21 protein-coding genes are annotated in these 18,179 nt (G+C 42.2%); 13 read left to right on the forward strand and 8 right to left on the reverse strand.

What is annotated here, in order from left to right:
• Positions 1 to 32: 32 nt before the first annotated feature.
• Positions 33 to 2,480, reverse strand: coding sequence for an acyl-CoA dehydrogenase FadE (gene fadE / locus Xind_RS16830; protein ID WP_047685274.1), 2,448 nt, complete (start codon positions 2,478 to 2,480; stop codon positions 33 to 35).
• A gap of 258 nt (positions 2,481 to 2,738) precedes the next feature.
• On the opposite strand from fadE, the gene lpcA reads away from it, so the two are divergent.
• Both lpcA and Xind_RS16840 read left to right on the forward strand, forming a co-directional pair.
• The gene (gene lpcA / locus Xind_RS16835) at positions 2,739 to 3,320 is read left to right on the forward strand and encodes a D-sedoheptulose 7-phosphate isomerase (RefSeq protein ID WP_047685277.1); all 582 of its coding nucleotides are present in this window, start codon (positions 2,739 to 2,741) and stop codon (positions 3,318 to 3,320) included.
• 34 nt (positions 3,321 to 3,354) lie between these two features.
• Positions 3,355 to 4,122, forward strand: coding sequence for a class II glutamine amidotransferase (locus Xind_RS16840; protein WP_047685280.1), 768 nt, complete (start codon positions 3,355 to 3,357; stop codon positions 4,120 to 4,122).
• On the opposite strand, the gene Xind_RS16845 is transcribed toward Xind_RS16840, so the two are convergent.
• Positions 4,093 to 4,833, reverse strand: coding sequence for a L,D-transpeptidase family protein (locus Xind_RS16845; RefSeq protein WP_187650530.1), 741 nt, complete (start codon positions 4,831 to 4,833; stop codon positions 4,093 to 4,095). The genes Xind_RS16840 and Xind_RS16845 overlap by 30 nt on opposite strands.
• A gap of 430 nt (positions 4,834 to 5,263) precedes the next feature.
• On the opposite strand from Xind_RS16845, the gene Xind_RS16850 reads away from it, so the two are divergent.
• From Xind_RS16850 to Xind_RS16895, 10 genes are all read left to right on the forward strand, one after another.
• Entirely contained in the window at positions 5,264 to 6,607 is a 1,344-nt protein-coding gene (locus Xind_RS16850) for a Na(+)-translocating NADH-quinone reductase subunit A (protein WP_047685286.1), read from the forward strand.
• Positions 6,608 to 6,610: 3 nt separating this feature from the next.
• Complete coding sequence (locus Xind_RS16855; protein WP_047685289.1) at positions 6,611 to 7,849, forward strand: NADH:ubiquinone reductase (Na(+)-transporting) subunit B; 1,239 nt, start codon at positions 6,611 to 6,613, stop codon at positions 7,847 to 7,849.
• Positions 7,842 to 8,636 (forward strand): Na(+)-translocating NADH-quinone reductase subunit C, encoded by a 795-nt coding sequence (locus Xind_RS16860; protein ID WP_187650531.1) that lies wholly within the window; start codon positions 7,842 to 7,844, stop codon positions 8,634 to 8,636. Before Xind_RS16855 ends, Xind_RS16860 begins: the two co-directional genes overlap by 8 nt.
• Complete coding sequence (locus tag Xind_RS16865) at positions 8,629 to 9,258, forward strand: NADH:ubiquinone reductase (Na(+)-transporting) subunit D (protein ID WP_187650532.1); 630 nt, start codon at positions 8,629 to 8,631, stop codon at positions 9,256 to 9,258. Before Xind_RS16860 ends, Xind_RS16865 begins: the two co-directional genes overlap by 8 nt.
• Before the next feature lie 8 nt (positions 9,259 to 9,266).
• Positions 9,267 to 9,863 carry an NADH:ubiquinone reductase (Na(+)-transporting) subunit E gene (gene nqrE / locus Xind_RS16870; RefSeq protein ID WP_038263259.1) on the forward strand — a complete coding sequence of 199 codons (597 nt, stop codon included), beginning with the start codon at positions 9,267 to 9,269 and terminating at the stop codon, positions 9,861 to 9,863.
• A 15-nt stretch (positions 9,864 to 9,878) separates the two neighbouring features.
• Positions 9,879 to 11,105: an NADH:ubiquinone reductase (Na(+)-transporting) subunit F gene (gene nqrF, locus Xind_RS16875; protein WP_187650533.1), complete on the forward strand. Its 1,227-nt coding sequence runs from the start codon at positions 9,879 to 9,881 to the stop codon at positions 11,103 to 11,105.
• A gap of 128 nt (positions 11,106 to 11,233) precedes the next feature.
• Positions 11,234 to 12,307 (forward strand): FAD:protein FMN transferase, encoded by a 1,074-nt coding sequence (locus tag Xind_RS16880; RefSeq protein WP_052189765.1) that lies wholly within the window; start codon positions 11,234 to 11,236, stop codon positions 12,305 to 12,307.
• 12 nt (positions 12,308 to 12,319) lie between these two features.
• Positions 12,320 to 12,544, forward strand: coding sequence for a (Na+)-NQR maturation NqrM (nqrM, locus tag Xind_RS16885; protein ID WP_187650534.1), 225 nt, complete (start codon positions 12,320 to 12,322; stop codon positions 12,542 to 12,544).
• A 172-nt stretch (positions 12,545 to 12,716) separates the two neighbouring features.
• Positions 12,717 to 12,857 (forward strand): transposase, encoded by a 141-nt coding sequence (locus Xind_RS16890; RefSeq protein WP_187650535.1) that lies wholly within the window; start codon positions 12,717 to 12,719, stop codon positions 12,855 to 12,857.
• Between the two features lie 51 nt (positions 12,858 to 12,908).
• The gene (locus tag Xind_RS16895) at positions 12,909 to 13,487 is read left to right on the forward strand and encodes an ISAs1 family transposase (RefSeq protein ID WP_187650536.1); all 579 of its coding nucleotides are present in this window, start codon (positions 12,909 to 12,911) and stop codon (positions 13,485 to 13,487) included.
• Here Xind_RS16895 and Xind_RS16900 read toward each other — a convergent pair.
• Both Xind_RS16900 and Xind_RS16905 read right to left on the reverse strand, forming a co-directional pair.
• Positions 13,459 to 14,156 (reverse strand): IS1 family transposase gene (locus Xind_RS16900; RefSeq protein WP_187650537.1). Its coding sequence is split into 2 segments (ribosomal slippage): positions 13,459 to 13,907 and positions 13,907 to 14,156, totalling 699 coding nucleotides; the frame shifts between segments, so codons are not numbered across the junction. The two genes, Xind_RS16895 and Xind_RS16900, sit on opposite strands and share 29 nt — an antisense overlap.
• Positions 14,157 to 14,553: 397 nt before the next feature.
• A complete protein-coding gene (locus Xind_RS16905) occupies positions 14,554 to 15,114 on the reverse strand; it encodes a hypothetical protein (protein ID WP_187650538.1) in 561 nt (186 codons plus the stop codon).
• Positions 15,115 to 15,581: 467 nt separating this feature from the next.
• On the opposite strand from Xind_RS16905, the gene pilL2 reads away from it, so the two are divergent.
• Entirely contained in the window at positions 15,582 to 16,001 is a 420-nt protein-coding gene (gene pilL2 / locus Xind_RS16910; RefSeq protein WP_187650539.1) for a PFGI-1 class ICE element type IV pilus protein PilL2, read from the forward strand.
• 42 nt (positions 16,002 to 16,043) lie between these two features.
• Here pilL2 and Xind_RS20685 read toward each other — a convergent pair whose 3' ends face one another.
• From Xind_RS20685 to Xind_RS20695, 4 genes are all read right to left on the reverse strand, one after another.
• On the reverse strand, positions 16,044 to 16,241 hold the full coding sequence (locus Xind_RS20685) for a hypothetical protein (RefSeq protein ID WP_222941842.1): 198 nt from the start codon (positions 16,239 to 16,241) through the stop codon (positions 16,044 to 16,046).
• Between the two features lie 175 nt (positions 16,242 to 16,416).
• Complete coding sequence (locus tag Xind_RS22800; RefSeq protein ID WP_255347683.1) at positions 16,417 to 16,542, reverse strand: hypothetical protein; 126 nt, start codon at positions 16,540 to 16,542, stop codon at positions 16,417 to 16,419.
• Positions 16,543 to 16,767 (reverse strand): hypothetical protein, encoded by a 225-nt coding sequence (locus Xind_RS20690; RefSeq protein ID WP_222941843.1) that lies wholly within the window; start codon positions 16,765 to 16,767, stop codon positions 16,543 to 16,545.
• 37 nt (positions 16,768 to 16,804) lie between these two features.
• A complete protein-coding gene (locus Xind_RS20695; protein ID WP_222941844.1) occupies positions 16,805 to 17,437 on the reverse strand; it encodes a hypothetical protein in 633 nt (210 codons plus the stop codon).
• Between the last annotated feature and the right edge of the window lie 742 nt (positions 17,438 to 18,179).

Consider the following 18,179-nt stretch of genomic DNA (forward strand, 5'->3'; position numbering starts at 1 on the left):
AGCACTTATTTATTATCTGTACCATTCCAGCATCAGGCTGCTTCAGTCTGTTGCTGATTTTTAGACTTTTTTGTTGCATTGGGGACAGCAAAGGCATCTGCTTCAAATTCATCAACATTGATTGAACGCAGTCTGCTGACTTCTGCGCGTTTCAGGATATCAGCTTCTTCCTTAGTGATCTTATTATCCGCTAATGCTTTTTCAGCCAACTGATCCAGACGTGTGAAACTCAGGTTTTTACCTGCTTCACGGCTCAGGCGGGCGTGAATAGGTTCTGCAGCAATAATGTCATGCAATGCTTCTTCCAATAATCCATGAGGATTATGCTCACTTGGTGTCAGGTATTGCCCACGACCAATCCGGTCACGAGTTGCGGATGGTGTTTGTAATATCTGTGCCAGCTTGTGATCCAATTTATCAGATGGTGCAGTATGTGAGCGGCCTAACGGGAAGATAATCACTCGCATTAAACCGGCAATCATACGATTAGGGAAGTTACGCAGCAAATCGTTCAGGGCCTGTTCTGCCTGATGCAAGGTATCTTCTACAGCCCATTGAACCAGTGGTAGATCTTCTTTTTGGCGACCTTCATCTTCGTAACGTTTTAAGGTCGCTGTTGCCAGGAAAAGTTGACTCAGAATATCACCTAAACGGGCAGAGATACGTTCACGACGTTTTAAACTGCCACCCAATACCCCCATGGAAACATCAGACATTAGGGCCAGGTTTGCACTCAGGCGATTGATGTGCTGATAGTAACGACGCGTTGCATCATTGACTGGGGTATTGCTGGTTCTGCCATTGGTAATACCTAACCACAGGCTGCGTAATGTATTGCTGGCAACGTGTCCTAAGTGACCGAACAATGCTTTATCAAACGCTTTGACATCATTGTCTCCTGCTGCGGCTATTTCAGCCAGAACATAAGGGTGGCAGCGGATTGCACCTTGACCAAAGATAATCATGCTACGGGTCAGAATATTCGCACCTTCTACGGTAATAGCAATAGGTGCACCCTGATAACCACGAGCCAGGAAGTTAGACGGGCCGAGGCAGATACCTTTACCACCAGCGATATCCATTGCATCAATAATGGAACGCTGTCCTCTGTGGGTACAGTGATATTTCACGATAGCAGACAGAACGGCAGGTTTTTCGTCCAGCATAATGCCACTTGTGATCATTGTTGCCGCAGCATCCATCAGGTAAGCGTTACCTGCGATGCGGGCCAGTGGCTCTTCAATACCTTCCATTTTGCCGATAGGCAGTTTGAATTGACGACGGATATAAGAGTAAGCACCGATAGCCATAGCTGCGCTTTTCAATCCACCAGTGGCATTGGATGGTAGGGTAATACCACGACCAACAGACAGACACTCAACCAGCATACGCCAGCCTTGTCCTGCCATTTTCGGTCCACCAATGATGTAATCGATAGGAACGAAAATATCTTTACCGCGGGTTGGCCCATTCTGGAATGGAATATTCAAAGGGAAATGACGATGGCCGATTTCAACACCTGGGGTATTTGTTGGGATCAGGGCACAGGTTATACCCAATGATTCAGCCTCACCCAATAAGTGATCCGGGTCATACAGTTTGAATGCCAGACCCAATACAGTCGCGATAGGAGCAAGAGTAATATAACGCTTGTTCCAGTTCAGGCGTATACCGAGTACTTGTTCGCCTTGCCATTCGCCCACACAGACGATACCAGTATCAGGAATTGCCCCTGCATCTGAGCCGGCTTCCGGGCTGGTCAAAGCAAAACAAGGGATCTCTTCGCCACGGGCGAGGCCGGGAAGATAACGTTTTTTCTGCTCATCTGTACCATAGTGCTGCAACAGTTCACCAGGTCCCAATGAGTTAGGCACACCAACAGTTATCGCCAGAATACCGGAGACACCTGCCAGTTTTTGCAGAACTTGTGATTGCGCATAAGCTGAGAATTCCAGCCCGCCGTATTCTTTTTTGATGATCATGGCAAAGAAACGGTGCTTTTTCAGATAGGCCCAAAGCTCTGGAGGTAAGTCAGCTAATTCATGACTGATTTGGAAATCATTTGCCATACGGCAGGCTTCTTCCACGGGGCCATTAATGAATGCTTGTTCTTCATCGGTTAACTGTGGTTTTGGATAGTTATGCAATTTATTCCAGTCAGGGTTACCGCGAAACAAATCACCTTCCCACCATGTTGTACCAGCATCAATCGCCTCTTTCTCTGTACTGGACATACTTGGCATAACTTTGCGGAATGCTTTCAGACCAGGCGCAGAAAATAGAGAGATACGAGTTGGAGTAAAGACAAGGGGGAACAGGATAATAGCGAGTGGTAACAGCAACCAGTAGCTCCAAAGACCTGTAACACCCATGATGAATGTATAGGCAATAAGCAGTAAGCCGCTGGCAGTCAGGCTGACTTTGCGGTAACAAAGCCCGCCAATCAAGACTAAAAACAAAATAATGCTGAGGACGGTCATAGTAAAACTCCTGTAAATCTCAGGTTGAGTCGTCAGAGGTCTGACCTGTTGTGATGTCCTTCTTTTTTAGATGAGGAAAAGAGAATTATCAATATATTTACATCTTAATTACAATCTGGCTCACAAAGTCATTGAAGTTTTTGGTGGGGGAAGTTCTTAGAGATGTGATGGTATCTTCTTTCAGGGGGTGGAATCCGTTACACTGGGTAATTGTTGTTATTAATCCCGAAGCCCTTTCCTTTCAGGAGTATGAGTCCCATGTATCAAGATCTGATCCGCAATGAGTTATCCGAAGCCGCAGAGACGCTGGCTAATTTCCTCAACGATAATACAAATATTGAGGCCATCCAAAAAGCGGCCGTTTTGTTGGCTGATTCATTTAAGGCGGGAGGAAAAGTGCTTTCGTGTGGTAATGGGGGTTCACATTGTGATGCTATGCATTTTGCGGAAGAGTTGACGGGCCGTTATCGCGAAAATCGTCCGGGATATCCTGGTATCGCTATTTCTGATCCTAGCCATTTATCCTGTGTTAGCAATGATTTTGGCTATGATTATGTGTTTTCCCGTTATATTGAGGCCGTTGGTCAGAAGGGTGATGTTTTGCTTGGAATTTCGACTTCGGGCAATTCCGGTAATATTATTAAAGCAATTGAAGCTGCCCGCGCAAAAGGGATGAAAGTCATTACGCTGACTGGTAAAGATGGCGGCAAAATGGCAGAAACCGCAGATGTTGAAATTCGTGTACCGCATTTCGGTTATGCAGATCGTATTCAGGAAGTTCATATCAAAGTGATCCATATTTTGATTCAGTTGATTGAAAAAGAAATGGTAAGAGTCTGATTACAGATTGTCAGGTGCAGGTTAGAGGTAGGCAATGTGTGAATTACTTGGCATGAATGCCAATGTACCAACGGATATTGTTTTCAGTTTGAGTGGACTGATCCAACGTGGCGGGAATACCGGCCCTCATAGGGACGGTTGGGGAATCACGTTCTATGAAGGATTGGGTTACCGGACTTTCAAAGATCACCAACCCTGTTATCATTCACCTGTTGCCCGCTTTATTCAGGGTTATCCGATCAAATCAGAAGCCATTATTGCCCATATTCGTCAGGCCAACCGCGGCAATGTATCTCTGGTCAATACCCATCCGTTTACACGTGAATTGTGGGGCAGACACTGGACTTACGCTCATAATGGTCAATTGAAAGGATACCGTCACCTGAAAACGGGGAATTATCGTCCGGTTGGTGAAACTGACAGTGAGCGGGCATTTTGTTGGATATTGCACCAATTATCAATCAGATACCCTAAGCGGCCTGCTAACTGGTCTGCGGTGTTCCGTTTTATTGCCTCATTGGCTGATGAACTCAGGGAAAAAGGGGTGTTCAATATGCTGTTATCTGACGGGAAATTTATGATGGCCTATTGTTCGACACAATTGCATTGGATTACCCGTCGGTCACCTTTCGGTAAGGCGACATTGCTCGATCAGGATATTGAAATTGATTTTCAGCAACATACCCACCCTGATGATGTGGTATCAGTGATCGCAACTCAGCCTTTAACGCATAATGAAGCCTGGAATAAAATTGAGCCGGGGAGCTATGCTTTATTTCACCTTGGTGAACGCATACTCTGATTGATTTTTCCGAACAGGTGGAGGTGTTACGCTAACAATATAGCGCCCTCTGATGACATTGACAGTAGCGGGTATGCCGCTTTTGACAAAATATTCATAGGCAGGTTGTAACTGTTCCCAAAATGAGTAATTAACGTTATTGTGATGGCGTCTCATATTTGATGGCGTCATCCTGAAAGGGTAAATATTAATCTTAATTTCACGTTGCCCATGATGGAGCGCACTTTCCGCATATCGATATATCTCATCCATATAACGATTAGTCATGGCATAGCAGCCAATGGATTTACATTCACCATGGATCATTAAATTCTTACCAGAATAACCTTGGTATTTATCAAATTCGTTAGGAAAGCCCAAATTAATGGCCCGATAATAGCTGCTATCCGGCTTTAACTGTTTAAGGTTGACATGGTAAAAACCTTCCGGGCTTTTGAAATCACCGGTCAATATCTTGGGGCCAAGACCACCAGAGTAATTACAAACAGGGTATCGTTGGGTTAATTGATAATGTCCGGTGCTGTTTTTGGTATAGAGTTCAAGAATTTTTTCTTCTTTGAATATTTGAATGAAGATCTCAGCGCCAAGTTGTCTTAATGGTGAGTGTTCACTTAATGAATTATTCCTTGATAATGCGCCTTTAGCCAGAGTAAAAATTGGCATATTGGTAAGAAGTAAGATGAGTGAGAAATAAATAAATTTTTCTTTCATAACATCGCTACCTAAAAGTTAATAAATTAATGAAATACTGAGTCTAAGGTTATCAGGTCATGGCAATATGCTGAGTAAATATAACCGCAATATTTGGTCCCCATAAAATAATCGATTGCGTAAAAAGCGCTCCTTTGTCGGGAAAAATGAGGCTTAGGCTCGGCTTTATCGAGTAGTTAACGGTTCAGCAGAGAAATTATTTTTATTTGCTTGAGCTAAATCACTCGATTAGTCAGACAGCGTTTGGGGGAAATGTTAGAATCGTTGTCGGCGAAACTTAAGAAAATATTGTAACGATTATCGGCATGAATAATTTGAGACATATGCCGCTCAACGTGTTTTTTATTACTGAAGTCGCTGCATTATCCCAGGGAAATTCCGCAGGATGATCTGTAGCATATGATTTAACTGATAAACTTGTGCAAATCTTATGATTAAAATTAAAAAAGGACTCGACCTCCCGATAGCAGGAGCGCCTGCCCAAGTTATAGAAGATGGTCCGACGATTCGCCATGTCGCCTTATTGGGCGAGGAATATGTTGGAATGCGTCCTTCTATGCTGGTTAAGGAAGGTGAGCATGTTAAAAAAGGGCAAATTCTTTTTGAAGATAAAAAGAATCCAGGGGTCGTTTTTACCAGTCCCGCAAGTGGGAAAGTTGTTACCATTGGACGTGGAGAGCGTCGTGTACTGCAATCTGTCGTGATTGAAGTTAGCGGTGATGAGCAAATCACATTTGATCGTTATGATCGTGCAGAACTTACTGGTCTGACTCGTGAACAGGTAGAAAAAAACCTGCTCGCATCAGGGCTGTGGACGGCATTGCGTACACGTCCTTTCAGTCGTTCACCTGTTCCCGGTTCCACACCAAAGGCAATCTTTGTCACGGCAATAGATACACAGCCACTGGCGGCTGATCCATCTGTTGTTATTGCGGCGCAGGAAGAGGCCTTTGTTGATGGTCTGAATATTCTGTCAAAACTGACAGAAGGAAAAATCCACGTCTGCCACGGTGCTGGAAATATTCCAAATGCAGGGAACAATTCTCAAATTACTTACAACCAATTTGTCGGTCCACATCCGGCAGGGCTGGTTGGAACGCATATTCATTTCATTGAACCAGTCAGTGCCCAAAAAGCAGTATGGCACTTGGGATATCAGGATGTTATCGCTATCGGTAAGTTATTCACAACCGGTGAACTGTATATTGATCGCATAATCTCTCTGGCAGGCCCGCAGGTTAAATCACCACGTCTAGTTCGTTCCCGTCTGGGCGCTGATTTGCTGGAGTTGACACAAGGTCAGCTAGAAGAAGGTGAGAATCGCATCATTTCTGGTTCTGTACTGTGTGGTATGAAATCAGATGAAGTACATCATTATCTGGGACGTTTTCACACTTTGGTCTCTGTTCTGGCTGAAGGGCGTGAAAAAGAACTGTTTGGCTGGATTGCACCGGGAGTTAATAAATTCTCCATTACCCGTACTACCATCGGTCACTTCCTGAAAAAGAAACGTTTTGCTTTTTCAACCACTACAAATGGCGGAGAGCGCTCTATGGTGCCGATTGGCAACTATGAGCGGGTGATGCCGTTGGACATTATGGCTACTCATCTGCTTCGTGACTTGCTGGCGGGAGACACTGACAGCGCTCAAGCATTGGGTTGTCTGGAGTTGGATGAAGAAGATTTGGCACTGTGTACTTATGTTTGTCCGGGTAAATATGAGTATGGTCCGGTACTGCGTGAAGTGCTGACTAAGATTGAGCAGGAAGGGTAATTCATGGGCCTGAAAAATTTATTTGAGAAAGTAGAACACCACTTTGAGGCCGGCGGCAAACTGGAAAAGTATTATCCTCTCTATGAGGCAGTCAGCACCGTTTTTTACACTCCGGGAACAGTGACAAAGGGAACCGCCCACGTCCGCGATGCCATCGATCTTAAACGTATGATGATTCTGGTATGGATGTCTGTTTTTCCGGCCATGTTCTGGGGAATGTATAATGTAGGGAATCAGGCGATACCTGCATTGACCCACCTATACAATGGAGAGGCATTACAGCAGGTTCTGGCTTCTGACTGGCATTATATATTGGCTCAGTATCTTGGTGCATCACTGACACCTGATGCAGGGTGGGGCAGTAAGATGTTACTGGGGGCAACCTATTTTCTGCCAATTTATGCTGTTGTTTTTGTGGTTGGTGGCTTTTGGGAAATCTTATTTGCTATTATCCGCAAACATGAAATCAACGAAGGTTTCTTTGTCAGCTCTATTCTGTTCGCACTGATTGTTCCGCCAACATTGCCATTGTGGCAGGCGGCACTGGGGATTACTTTTGGTGTCGTAGTTGCAAAAGAAATTTTTGGTGGTACAGGTCGTAACTTCCTTAACCCGGCTCTGGCGGGGCGTGCTTTCTTGTTTTTTGCTTATCCTGCCCAAATTTCAGGTGATTTGGTCTGGACTGCGGCTGATGGTTTTTCCGGGGCAACTCCACTGTCTCAATGGGCGAATGCGGGCCAGCATGCTTTGATGAACACCATCACAGGCCAGCCTGTAACTTGGATGGACGCTTTCCTTGGTAATATCCCTGGCTCAATTGGTGAAGTTTCTACCCTGATGATTTTCATCGGTGGTGCCATTATTCTGTTTGCACGTATTGCTTCATGGCGCATTGTTGCAGGTGTCATGATCGGTATGATTGCAATGTCCTACCTGTTTAATGCGATTGGTTCAGATACGAACCCAATGTTCGCCATGCCATGGTATTGGCACATGGTTCTGGGCGGTTTTGCTTTCGGTATGATCTTTATGGCGACAGATCCAGTATCTGCTGCATTTACGGATAAAGGAAAATGGGCATACGGTATCCTGATTGGGGTGATGTGTATCCTGATCCGTGTTGTAAACCCTGCTTATCCAGAAGGGATGATGTTGGCGATTCTGTTCGCTAACCTGTTCGCGCCACTGTTCGATTATCTGGTCGTACAGGCCAATATTAAGCGGAGAAAAGCCCGTGGCTAATGATAAACCAAAAAATAATGACAGCATCGGCAGAACGTTTCTTGTTGTTTTTGTGCTGTGCCTTGTATGTTCAATTGTCGTTGCGGGTTCAGCCGTAGGTTTGAAAGCACAGCAACAAGAACAAAAACTATTGGATAAACAGCGTAATATTCTGGATGTTGCCGGTTTGCTAAAACCAGATATGACAACAGCAGAAATTAAAGCCACTTATAACAACCGTATCCAGCCAAAATTGCTTGATTTGAAGACCGCAACGTTCGAAAAAAGTGCTGGTAATTTTGATCTGAATAATGCCCTGCGCAGTGATGAAACCAGCATAGCTTTATCTCCAGAACAGGATCTGGCGAAAATTCGTCGCCGTGCTGATAGGGCAGAAATCTATCTGGTTAAAGATGGAGATGGCAAAACGACTGAGTTGGTATTGCCGGTATATGGTTCAGGTCTGTGGTCAATGATGTATGCCTTTATTTCCATTGATGTGGATGGCGTAACATCTCGCGGTATTACTTACTACTCTCACGGCGAAACACCGGGATTGGGTGGTGAAGTTGACAACCCACAATGGCGTAAGCAATGGGTCGGCAAAAAACTTTATAACCTGGAAGGTGCTCCGGCGCTCAGAATCGTTCGGGGTGGCGCGGGTGATAATCCTTATGGTGTAGATGGTTTGTCTGGCGCGACTCTGACGTCCAACGGTGTTCAGCATATGTTTGATTTCTGGTTGGGTGATAATGGTTTTGGCCCGTTCCTGAAAAAAGTACGTGAGGGAGCCTTGAAAGATGGCTGATAGTAAAGAGATAAAACGCGTCCTTCTTGGGCCGCTGTTTGATAATAACCCAATTGCATTACAGGTTTTGGGTGTATGTTCAGCATTGGCTGTAACCACCAAACTGGAAACTGCATTGGTGATGACACTTGCTGTGACACTGGTAACAGCATTTTCTAACTTTTTCATTTCGTTGATTCGCAATTACATTCCAGGCAGTGTGCGAATCATTGTACAGATGGCGATTATTGCATCGTTGGTTATTGTGGTAGACCAGATTTTGCGGGCATATGCCTATGAAATCTCGAAACAGTTATCTGTGTTTGTTGGCCTTATCATCACTAACTGTATCGTAATGGGGCGTGCAGAAGCCTATGCCATGAAATCTCCGCCAGTAGAGAGTTTCACGGATGGTATCGGTAACGGTTTAGGCTATGGTGTCATTCTGTTACTGGTAGGTTTTTTGCGCGAGCTGTTTGGCTCAGGAAAACTGTTGGGTATTACTGTGATGGAATCCATTAAAAATGGGGGGTGGTATCAGCCTAATGGTCTGTTTCTGTTGGCACCAAGTGCATTCTTCATCATTGGTATGCTGATTTGGGGTCTGCGGACGCTGAAACCTGAGCAGGTTGATAAGGAGTAACAGACAACATGGAACATTATATCAGTTTATTTGTCCGTGCCGTCTTTATCGAGAATATGGCGTTATCCTTCTTTCTCGGTATGTGTACTTTTCTGGCGGTATCTAAAAACGTCAAAACTGCTTTTGGTCTGGGCGTTGCCGTAACGGTTGTTTTGGGAATTTCTGTTCCTGCCAATAACCTTGTTTACAATTTGGTACTCCGTGATGGAGCCCTGATTGATGGGGTTGATCTGAGTTTCCTGAACTTCATTACCTTTATCGGTGTGATTGCTGCACTGGTGCAGATTCTGGAAATGATCCTTGATCGTTACGTTCCTGCACTTTACAACGCACTGGGGATTTTCCTGCCGTTGATTACGGTGAACTGTGCGATTTTTGGTGGTGTTTCTTTCATGGCGCAGCGTGACTATAACTTTGGTGAATCCATTGTATATGGTTTCGGTTCCGGTATGGGCTGGATGCTGGCGATTGTTCTGATGGCCGCTATTCGTGAAAAAATGAAATATGCGGATGTTCCGGCAGGTTTGAAAGGACTGGGGATCACCTTTATTACCACCGGATTGATGGCATTGGGCTTTATGTCCTTCTCCGGCGTGCAGCTCTAAAGGAGAGAAGAATTCATGGATATAATCATTCTAGGCGTAGTAATGTTTACCCTGATTGTGTTGGCGCTGACAGCAATGATTTTGTTCGCAAAATCGAAGTTAGTGAACACCGGGGATATTAAAGTTGAAGTCAATGGCGATGAGGAGAAAAGTTTCACAGCTCCCGCTGGTGACAAGTTGTTGGGTATGCTTGCCAATCAGGGCATTTTCGTTTCTTCAGCTTGTGGTGGCGGTGGCTCTTGTGGTCAGTGCCGTGTAAAGATCAAAGAAGGTGGTGGTGATATCCTGCCTACTGAGCTGTCTCACATTAACAAGCGTGAAGCAAAAGAAGGCTGCCGTCTGGCATGTCAGGTTAATGTTAAGCAAGACCTGAAAATTGAGTTGCCGGAAGAGATTTTCGGCGTTAAGAAGTGGGAATGTGAAGTTATTTCCAACGATAACAAAGCGACTTTCATCAAGGAATTAAAATTGAAAATTCCTGAGGGGGAAGTTGTACCATTTCGTGCGGGTGGTTACATTCAGATTGAATGTCCTCCACATATTGCCCGTTATGCTGATTTTGATGTACCGCAGGAATACCGCGAAGATTGGGATAAATTTAATTTATTCCGCTATGTTTCTGAAGTCAATGAGCCGACAGTTCGTGCATACTCAATGGCAAACTACCCGGAAGAGCATGGCATCATTATGCTGAACGTGCGTATTGCTACACCGCCGCCAAGAAACCCTGATGTCACACCAGGTATCATGTCTTCTTACATCTGGTCATTAAAAGCCGGTGATAAGGTGACAATTTCCGGCCCATTTGGTGAATTCTTCGCGAAGGATACCGATGCTGAAATGGTATTCATCGGTGGTGGTGCAGGTATGGCACCAATGCGTTCTCACATTTTTGATCAGCTCAATCGTTTGAATTCCAAGCGTAAGATCTCTTTCTGGTATGGTGCCCGATCCAAGCGTGAAATGTTCTATACCGAAGATTTCGACCAGCTAGCGGCAGAAAATGAAAACTTCACCTGGCATGTTGCGCTGTCTGATGCCTTACCGGAAGATAACTGGGATGGTTATACAGGTTTTATTCACAATGTGTTGTATGAAAACTATTTGAAAGACCATCCAGCACCAGAAGATTGTGAATTCTACATGTGTGGGCCTCCGGTCATGAACGCTGCGGTCATTAAGATGCTGAAAGATCTTGGCGTAGAAGATGAAAACATTATGCTGGATGATTTCGGTGGCTGATGATCTGAATCAGATCATGATCTATACCCGATGGATTTCAAGATTGGAAAGCGACGGGTATATAACACTTTGATTTAACGATAAGCGCCCACATTTAGTGGGCGCTGACGATTCAGAAAGAGTAAGTTATGTTGAGTAAAAAAATTATCAACTGGGGTGTATTGATGTTGATGGCCGTGCTGTTATCAGCATGTGGTGGTCCAGAACAACAGAACCTGAGTGGGCAAACGATGGGGACTTATTACTCCATCAAGTATGTCGCTGATTCGTCAGTATCTTCCCCGGAAGAACTGCAAAAAGAGATTGATCGTTTATTGGAAGAAGTAAACGATCAAATGTCCACTTACCGGCCAAATTCTGAATTGAGTCGTTTTAATCAAAGTCGTGAAGTGAATAAACCTTTTCCGGTATCCGCAGCTACAGCAAAAGTGGTTAAGGAAGCTATCCGTATTAATCAATTGACGGATGGTGCTTTAGATGTGACCGTTGGGCCATTAGTGAATTTGTGGGGATTTGGGCCGGAAGGACGAGCGACTAAGGCGCCAACAGATGAAGAATGGGTAACACGCCGTGCGTGGATTGGGATCGATAAATTATCTGTTGAAGGCAATAATCTGATTAAATCCATTCCCGAATTATATGTTGATCTTTCCTCCATTGCTAAAGGCTACGGCGTTGATGTGATCGCGGAATATCTGACTTCCCAGAATATCAGGAATTACATGGTTGATATTGGTGGTGAAGTTCGCACATCAGGTAACAACGGTAAGGGTACGCCGTGGCGAATTGCGATTGAAAAGCCATCCGATAGTGGAATGACGCAAAGTGCTCAGGAAATTATTGAACCCGGTGAGATGGCTGTTGCGACATCGGGTGATTACCGCAACTATTTTGAACAGAATGGTGTGCGTTATTCTCACACCATTGATCCTAAAACAGGTAACCCTATCAGACATAATCTGGTTTCGATTACGGTTATTGCACCGACCTGTATGAGCGCAGATGGTTTTTCTACGGGTATAGATGTGTTAGGGCCAGTTAAGGGAATGGAATTAGCTGAAAAACTGAACATTCCGGTCTTTATGATAGTCAAAACTAAAGATGGTTTTGAAGAACGTTATAGCCCGGCCTTTAAGCACTATTTACAAGATAAAAACAACAGGTTACAAGATAAAAACAACGGGTTACAACAGAAAAAATAAGAGGAAAAGGTTATGGAAGTTTTTATCGCAGCCTTTATCTTTTTCCTGCTAGCTTTTGTGGGGATGGCATTAGGCTATATCTTTAAGCGCAAAAGTATTCAGGGAAGTTGTGGAGGCTTGGGAAGCATAGGTGTTGAAAAAGTTTGTGATTGTCCTGAACCTTGTGATGCACGTAAAAAACGTATGGCAAGGGAAGCTGTCCGCCATGCGCAACTGGAGAAAAACCGCATTCTTTGATGATGTTCTTCTTGAAAAAAATCAGCCACCAGTTAAAAAATTGCGTTTGAAGGATAGCCCGCTGTGAGACAAAACAGCGGGTTTTTTTGTGTATAGAAAACTGTAGTGGTATAAAGATCTCGGACATCTCAAAAGCCTGCTAATCTCATTAACATGACCATGAGGTGTGACGATGAAATTGAAGCCAACCAAACGCCAATATTCTACTGAATTTAAGCTGGAAGCGGTTCAACAGATTGTCCTCCATCAACGGGTTGTCGATGTCGCCCGTTCATTGGGGATCGACACAGGGGTTACGCATGAAAATATTTAGTGGATAATTCCTTCATTTTTAGAGGGGTGCAGATGATTTAGAGGGGTGCAGATGATCGCGGTATGCGCTGTCATTGCCGGGGCTAACGCCTGGACCGATATTGAACAGTACGGCCAGCTAAAAAAGGATTGGCTGGGTTCATTTCTTCCGCTCAAAGGCGGTATTCCGTCACATGATACTTTCCGGCGCTGTTTTAGTTTATTAAATCCCGGCCTCTTTGAACGTCATTTTTATCAGTGGATTTCTCGTGACGTCTCTTCAGAAAAGCGAGCGATCATTGCGATTGATGGTAAAAGTTTACGCCATTCGTTTGATAAGAAAATTGAACAAAGCCCACTACATGTGGTGAGTGCATTCTCGGTTGAGAAAGGGCTCAGCTTAGGTCAGTGTGCCGTAGACGGAAAATCAAACGAAATTAAGGCCATCCCCGCATTATTATCGATGCTTTCATTGAAAGGACATCTCGTGACGATTGATGTGATGGGCTGCCAACGCACGATTGCTCAGCAATTACGCGAGAGTGAAGCCGATTATATTTTGTCCCTTAAAGGCAATCAGGGGAAAACCTTTTCGGAGGTCATGCTTCCAATAGTTAGATCGCTTAGAGGAAGTAGTATTCACGCTCAATAAACGTTCCTATCACTTTATCGTGTATTTCTTCAGATTTGGAATAGCCTATCGTTTTTCGATTCAGCCTCTTTATCCGGATACGGAGAGTGAGATTAGTTCTCTCAATACGTTGGGTAAATTTCTTTCCAGTGAGATGTTTTCCCTCAGGAAGGTAGTTGTAAACGGCATAATTATCCGTACAGTAGAACTGGATGTTGAAAGGAGACAGAAGTGTCAGCAGTTTTTTCAACGTCTTCCTGCTGCGATCACCCAATACATGTGCCACTATCCGCTTCATCGTTGGCTCCCAAGCATACCAGAGCCAGCGTGGGTTTTTCTTGTGACCGACAAATGACCACTGCTCGTCTATTTCACAGATAATATGGATGTCACTTCCCACCAGAGGCCGCGAGGTTACATTTTCTGGCGTGAGTTTTTTAATGTGCGAATGACGGTGTTAATGCCAATTTTCAGAACACGAGCGGTATCTCTAACACCCGAGTTATTCATTGCCATATCAACAATCTGCTCTTTCATGCCGGGTTGGCAGGCTTGATAGGTGTAATTCAGTTGAAAGGTTTTATGGCAAGCATAGCAGTGATAACGGGGATGACCACGACTTCCTTTTCCATGCCCTTTAACATCCTCTGATTTGTGACAGTAACGACAAACCACATCAACTTTAGCCATATCTCACCCATAATAAAAAATGGGAAGTTTATCACAATATCTAATTATTGGGAGCATGACCACCTTGCTGGTTGTCTTGATACTTAAACCAGAGAAATCTTCTATACTCCTTGGCTGAATAAAATAGAACGGTTATGGCGATCATTACATGAAACAGTTACACGTAATCATTGTTAATGCTTGCCTCAGTAAGTAAAAACAGAAAATCACTCGTATTTTTGATTTAAAGCATTCAATGAAAATTGATGTGATTGGCAAAATCGTGGAGGCCATTGGGGATCACTTGACGTTGTCTATTAAATGACAATGGTTAACTGAAAAGCCACGTTAACGCGTGGCTTTTTACTGTGAATTATAGTACAAAGTATATTATTGGATCTGGAAAAAGCGATGTAAATTAAAGTTCACCGCTAGGTATACGGTAATCAATGGTAAAAATATCAACGTGATGAGTCGTTAATAATTTAATCTCATTGAATGGCGATATTAATCCTGATATAAGATCCGTTTTATGGTGTATTACCTCATATTTTATTGGGATATTACCAATTTCATTTAACAACCTTTCAAATTTAGATGTTACATCATTATCTAGACCATAAAAAAAAATATTACCATGCCTAGGTTTTTTATTGAAAACTCTAATCATCTCTTTCATGGTTTCATCATTTAATGGTGATCCCATTAATGTGATATATTTACATGAGTCGTCTGGTATGTTGAATTTTGGATAGTCATAGCTATCAACGGGGCTGAGATTGGGAATATCTTTTTTTTCATCAGGGCCGTTAGAAATTTTTTGATCTTTATGGTTTACATTAATTGCATTCGGAAACCCCGTAACATGAAGGGCTTCTTCCCACGCTTTACAAGGGTACTTTCTGGAAAGGCAATCAATAATTCTACCCTCTCCCCAGACATCCAGTATTTCAATCTCGTCTTCAATCATAATTTTCATAAAATTCACTCATGTTGTTATATGTATTTCATACAATAATTTATTTTAAATAAATTATAAATAATAAAAATAATCAGCAGACTAATATCATGCTTTTATAATTAAATTGAAATAACTTCTGACTCTTAATATTAGAATTGTTATTGTTTTATTGAAGTAGGTATTTAATTTAAATATAGGGGATCTTCAAAAAAATAAAACTTAATAATGAAGGTGTATATTGTTAAGACTTAGTGCCTATATAATTTTTCAAAATGATAGAAGTATTCCTTACCCCTGAGTTCTTGAGAGGCATACGGGGTAATGGATCATCACATGCAGATACTCTCACTATTATGAAAAGGTATATCGTACATTGTTCATAATAATTTTTTTTATTTTTCAAGATAGAGTTGTTTGTTGAATTTAATCTCGTTCCTCAGCAAAGTTAGGCAGATAAATTTTATATAGGAACAGGATAAAGGATCATGAAAAAACTATCTCTTATGTTATTAATTCCGCTTGCACTGACAGCTTGTGTTAAGCAACAAACTGCTACAATGACCTCTTCGAATATTCCTTTAGATAATATATCTGCTGCACTGCCTGATATTTACCAATCACCTCCAGAAATGGTCCGTTATGACCGTTATTTGTTAGTTGATACCTCGCCAGAAATAGCGCAACGCTACCCATTGAAGCAATTGGTTCAATTAAAGATGCCCAGTTCATTGAAGCCTACTGTTGGTGAGGCAATGCGCTATGCGTTACGCCAATCAGGATATCGCTTATGTAGTGTTAGTGGACAAGCTAACACCCTTTATCAACAATCTTTGCCAGCCCCTCATTATCAATTGGGACCAGTGCGATTAAATGTTGCATTGCAACTGTTGGCAGGCTCTGCCTAGAAATTAGAAGTAGATGATATTCAGCGTGTTGTATGCCACAGCTTAAGACCGGAATATCAATGGCATAAAACAACCGATAAATGGAAGATCGAACCCCAGGCTATCTCCTTTTCCATATAGCTCGCTGCCAATAATGACCCCAATTATTCCAGAAGCCAGCAATAAAGAACTTGCTGTTGCTGCCCGGTACTTTGGGACACTCTCAGCAGCAGCATATCGTAGAAAATTAATACCGATCATAGCGATACTAATTAAAAAATGCTAATGCAATATTCCCTAAAATAATTAAAATAAAGTTACGCATCTATTCCCCTTTGATAAAAGATATGCACAAATATAATAAATGCTGAGATATTACTCAGTATTAACTAAAGTGCTTAAATGTTGATTATCAAGTTATAGGACTGCTAAAGTTCTATTTCTTTAACAAATTCTCCATATATTCCAGAGTATCGGCATCTACATAAAAATCACTGACATCCCGACTATTAATAATTCTTAAACGCTTACCATGCTGTTGAATTTCTTGCTCAATACTCATTTACCAGACATTATTCCTGCATTCAATAACAGCAATACCATGGTAGGGAAGATGCGGTGAATAGTTCTTGTAACCAGGATATATCCTGATACCAATTACTGGTATTGTCTTATGATGAATAGTCGCCCGGATTGCATTAGGAAATAGCCTCTTTTCCCATTGGATACTCGCTATTGCTTCTTTCATAGCTCTGTACTGAATAAAGGCGGTGTGAACTCTATTCATGATCTCATGCTTTATTGCCAGATCAGGGAAAATAGAATCACAAAATATCGATTTTTTTTTGACTATATGTCAGAGAGAGATCGGAAATGTTAACCGTGCTCCCGACACTGGCATTGAAACGAATAGCTTCCTCATGACTAATTCCGAAAGAGGGATCCAATATGAAAGTTTTCAGATGTTTTGATAAAGCACGATTATAATCATTCTGAAATAATGAAACTATTTCAGATCTGTCGAGGATATTCACTATTTCATTGATATTTCTTATATGCGTGAATTCTTTCAGATCTTCTATATATTGTTCTGCCGCATCCATGGGATCACCAAAAATACCAGCATAAAATGTAGCATCTGAAAGAATATTGAAACGTATTCTGACTCCTGTATTTTTCTCAAGATATATTGAAATATTCGCGAGATGCAACAAAGATACCTCTTCTGCCATCGTCACAGACGTAATATCATGTCTTTTCTGCCAATTGCTGATAACACAGAAAACAGGAAGTAAGATATCAATTTCCCCCTTTTCATTTATGTTAGACTTGATTTTTTCTAACATCTCTAAGCAGGATGAAAAAATACTTCTGGAATTAAACTGGATAGAGGGATGATTGAGATAATCTCTAACTAAAAGATGCAAAGGCGAGTTTTTTTCCGTTTTTCTTTCCACCACTGTTCAGATGGCAATATTTTAGAAACAGAACACTTCTCAAGTAATAATTCTCTTAAAGCTGATGAAATTAAATGACCATTGAATGTCATATCAGGTTCATATTCTGACCATCCAAATTGACCAAATAAAATAGAATCTTCAATGATTGAACCGTTTGTGCTAACAGATATATTTCTCCTAAATAAACATAGGCACATCCCGTAATTGAAATGTATGGATTTTTGAATAACTCTGTATTTAGCTTCTGGCTCTTTTTTATCATCTGAAAAAGAGTTTTACTCTCAATACGGATTGAGTCAGTTGCTGGTTACATATCCAGACATACTTATAAAATATTTTCTTTAGTTTTTTTCTTTTCTTAAAAGTATTGGTCATTCTGAAGTCGCTTACTGCCATAAAGGAGAATAGCTAATAATAATCAAAAGAAGCTATATCATTATCCGACAAGCAATGGTCATTATTTATACAAGAAGATTGTTTTGGAATAACGCTAAGGTCATAATTTTTGTCGGCCATAAAAAATGCGCAAGAACTTAAAGAGAATATTGAGGCCTCAATGCCATTAGAGCTGAAAGGTTCAACCGATGTTTTCGTTCTTGATGTCTCAAAAAACTGGGATAAAAAAACCCCGCACGAACGGCTGTCTCTTGATCACATCTATAGCTCAAGAGACTGTGCAAGCAAGTAACCTTCAAGGATGGTTTGTAATATGAACCATCCTTCCCATAGCCTTTCCCAT

It is taken from the genome of Xenorhabdus indica, assembly GCF_014467235.1.
GTDB lineage: Bacteria > Pseudomonadota > Gammaproteobacteria > Enterobacterales > Enterobacteriaceae > Xenorhabdus > Xenorhabdus indica.

Coding starts and splice junctions, on each gene's coding strand:
- Xind_RS16855 (WP_047685289.1), top strand. CDS start 6,611: ATGGGCCTGAAAAATTTATTTGAGAAAGTAGAACACCACTTTGAGGCC.
- Xind_RS16845 (WP_187650530.1), bottom strand. CDS start 4,833: ATGAAAGAAAAATTTATTTATTTCTCACTCATCTTACTTCTTACCAAT.
- Xind_RS20685 (WP_222941842.1), bottom strand. CDS start 16,241: ATGATCGGTATTAATTTTCTACGATATGCTGCTGCTGAGAGTGTCCCA.
- Xind_RS16905 (WP_187650538.1), bottom strand. CDS start 15,114: ATGAAAATTATGATTGAAGACGAGATTGAAATACTGGATGTCTGGGGA.
- lpcA (WP_047685277.1), top strand. CDS start 2,739: ATGTATCAAGATCTGATCCGCAATGAGTTATCCGAAGCCGCAGAGACG.
- nqrM (WP_187650534.1), top strand. CDS start 12,320: ATGGAAGTTTTTATCGCAGCCTTTATCTTTTTCCTGCTAGCTTTTGTG.
- Xind_RS16895 (WP_187650536.1), top strand. CDS start 12,909: ATGATCGCGGTATGCGCTGTCATTGCCGGGGCTAACGCCTGGACCGAT.
- Xind_RS16890 (WP_187650535.1), top strand. CDS start 12,717: ATGAAATTGAAGCCAACCAAACGCCAATATTCTACTGAATTTAAGCTG.
- Xind_RS16850 (WP_047685286.1), top strand. CDS start 5,264: ATGATTAAAATTAAAAAAGGACTCGACCTCCCGATAGCAGGAGCGCCT.
- nqrE (WP_038263259.1), top strand. CDS start 9,267: ATGGAACATTATATCAGTTTATTTGTCCGTGCCGTCTTTATCGAGAAT.
- Xind_RS22800 (WP_255347683.1), bottom strand. CDS start 16,542: ATGAGTATTGAGCAAGAAATTCAACAGCATGGTAAGCGTTTAAGAATT.
- pilL2 (WP_187650539.1), top strand. CDS start 15,582: ATGAAAAAACTATCTCTTATGTTATTAATTCCGCTTGCACTGACAGCT.
- Xind_RS16880 (WP_052189765.1), top strand. CDS start 11,234: ATGTTGAGTAAAAAAATTATCAACTGGGGTGTATTGATGTTGATGGCC.
- fadE (WP_047685274.1), bottom strand. CDS start 2,480: ATGACCGTCCTCAGCATTATTTTGTTTTTAGTCTTGATTGGCGGGCTT.
- Xind_RS20690 (WP_222941843.1), bottom strand. CDS start 16,767: ATGAATAGAGTTCACACCGCCTTTATTCAGTACAGAGCTATGAAAGAA.
- Xind_RS16840 (WP_047685280.1), top strand. CDS start 3,355: ATGTGTGAATTACTTGGCATGAATGCCAATGTACCAACGGATATTGTT.
- Xind_RS16865 (WP_187650532.1), top strand. CDS start 8,629: ATGGCTGATAGTAAAGAGATAAAACGCGTCCTTCTTGGGCCGCTGTTT.
- nqrF (WP_187650533.1), top strand. CDS start 9,879: ATGGATATAATCATTCTAGGCGTAGTAATGTTTACCCTGATTGTGTTG.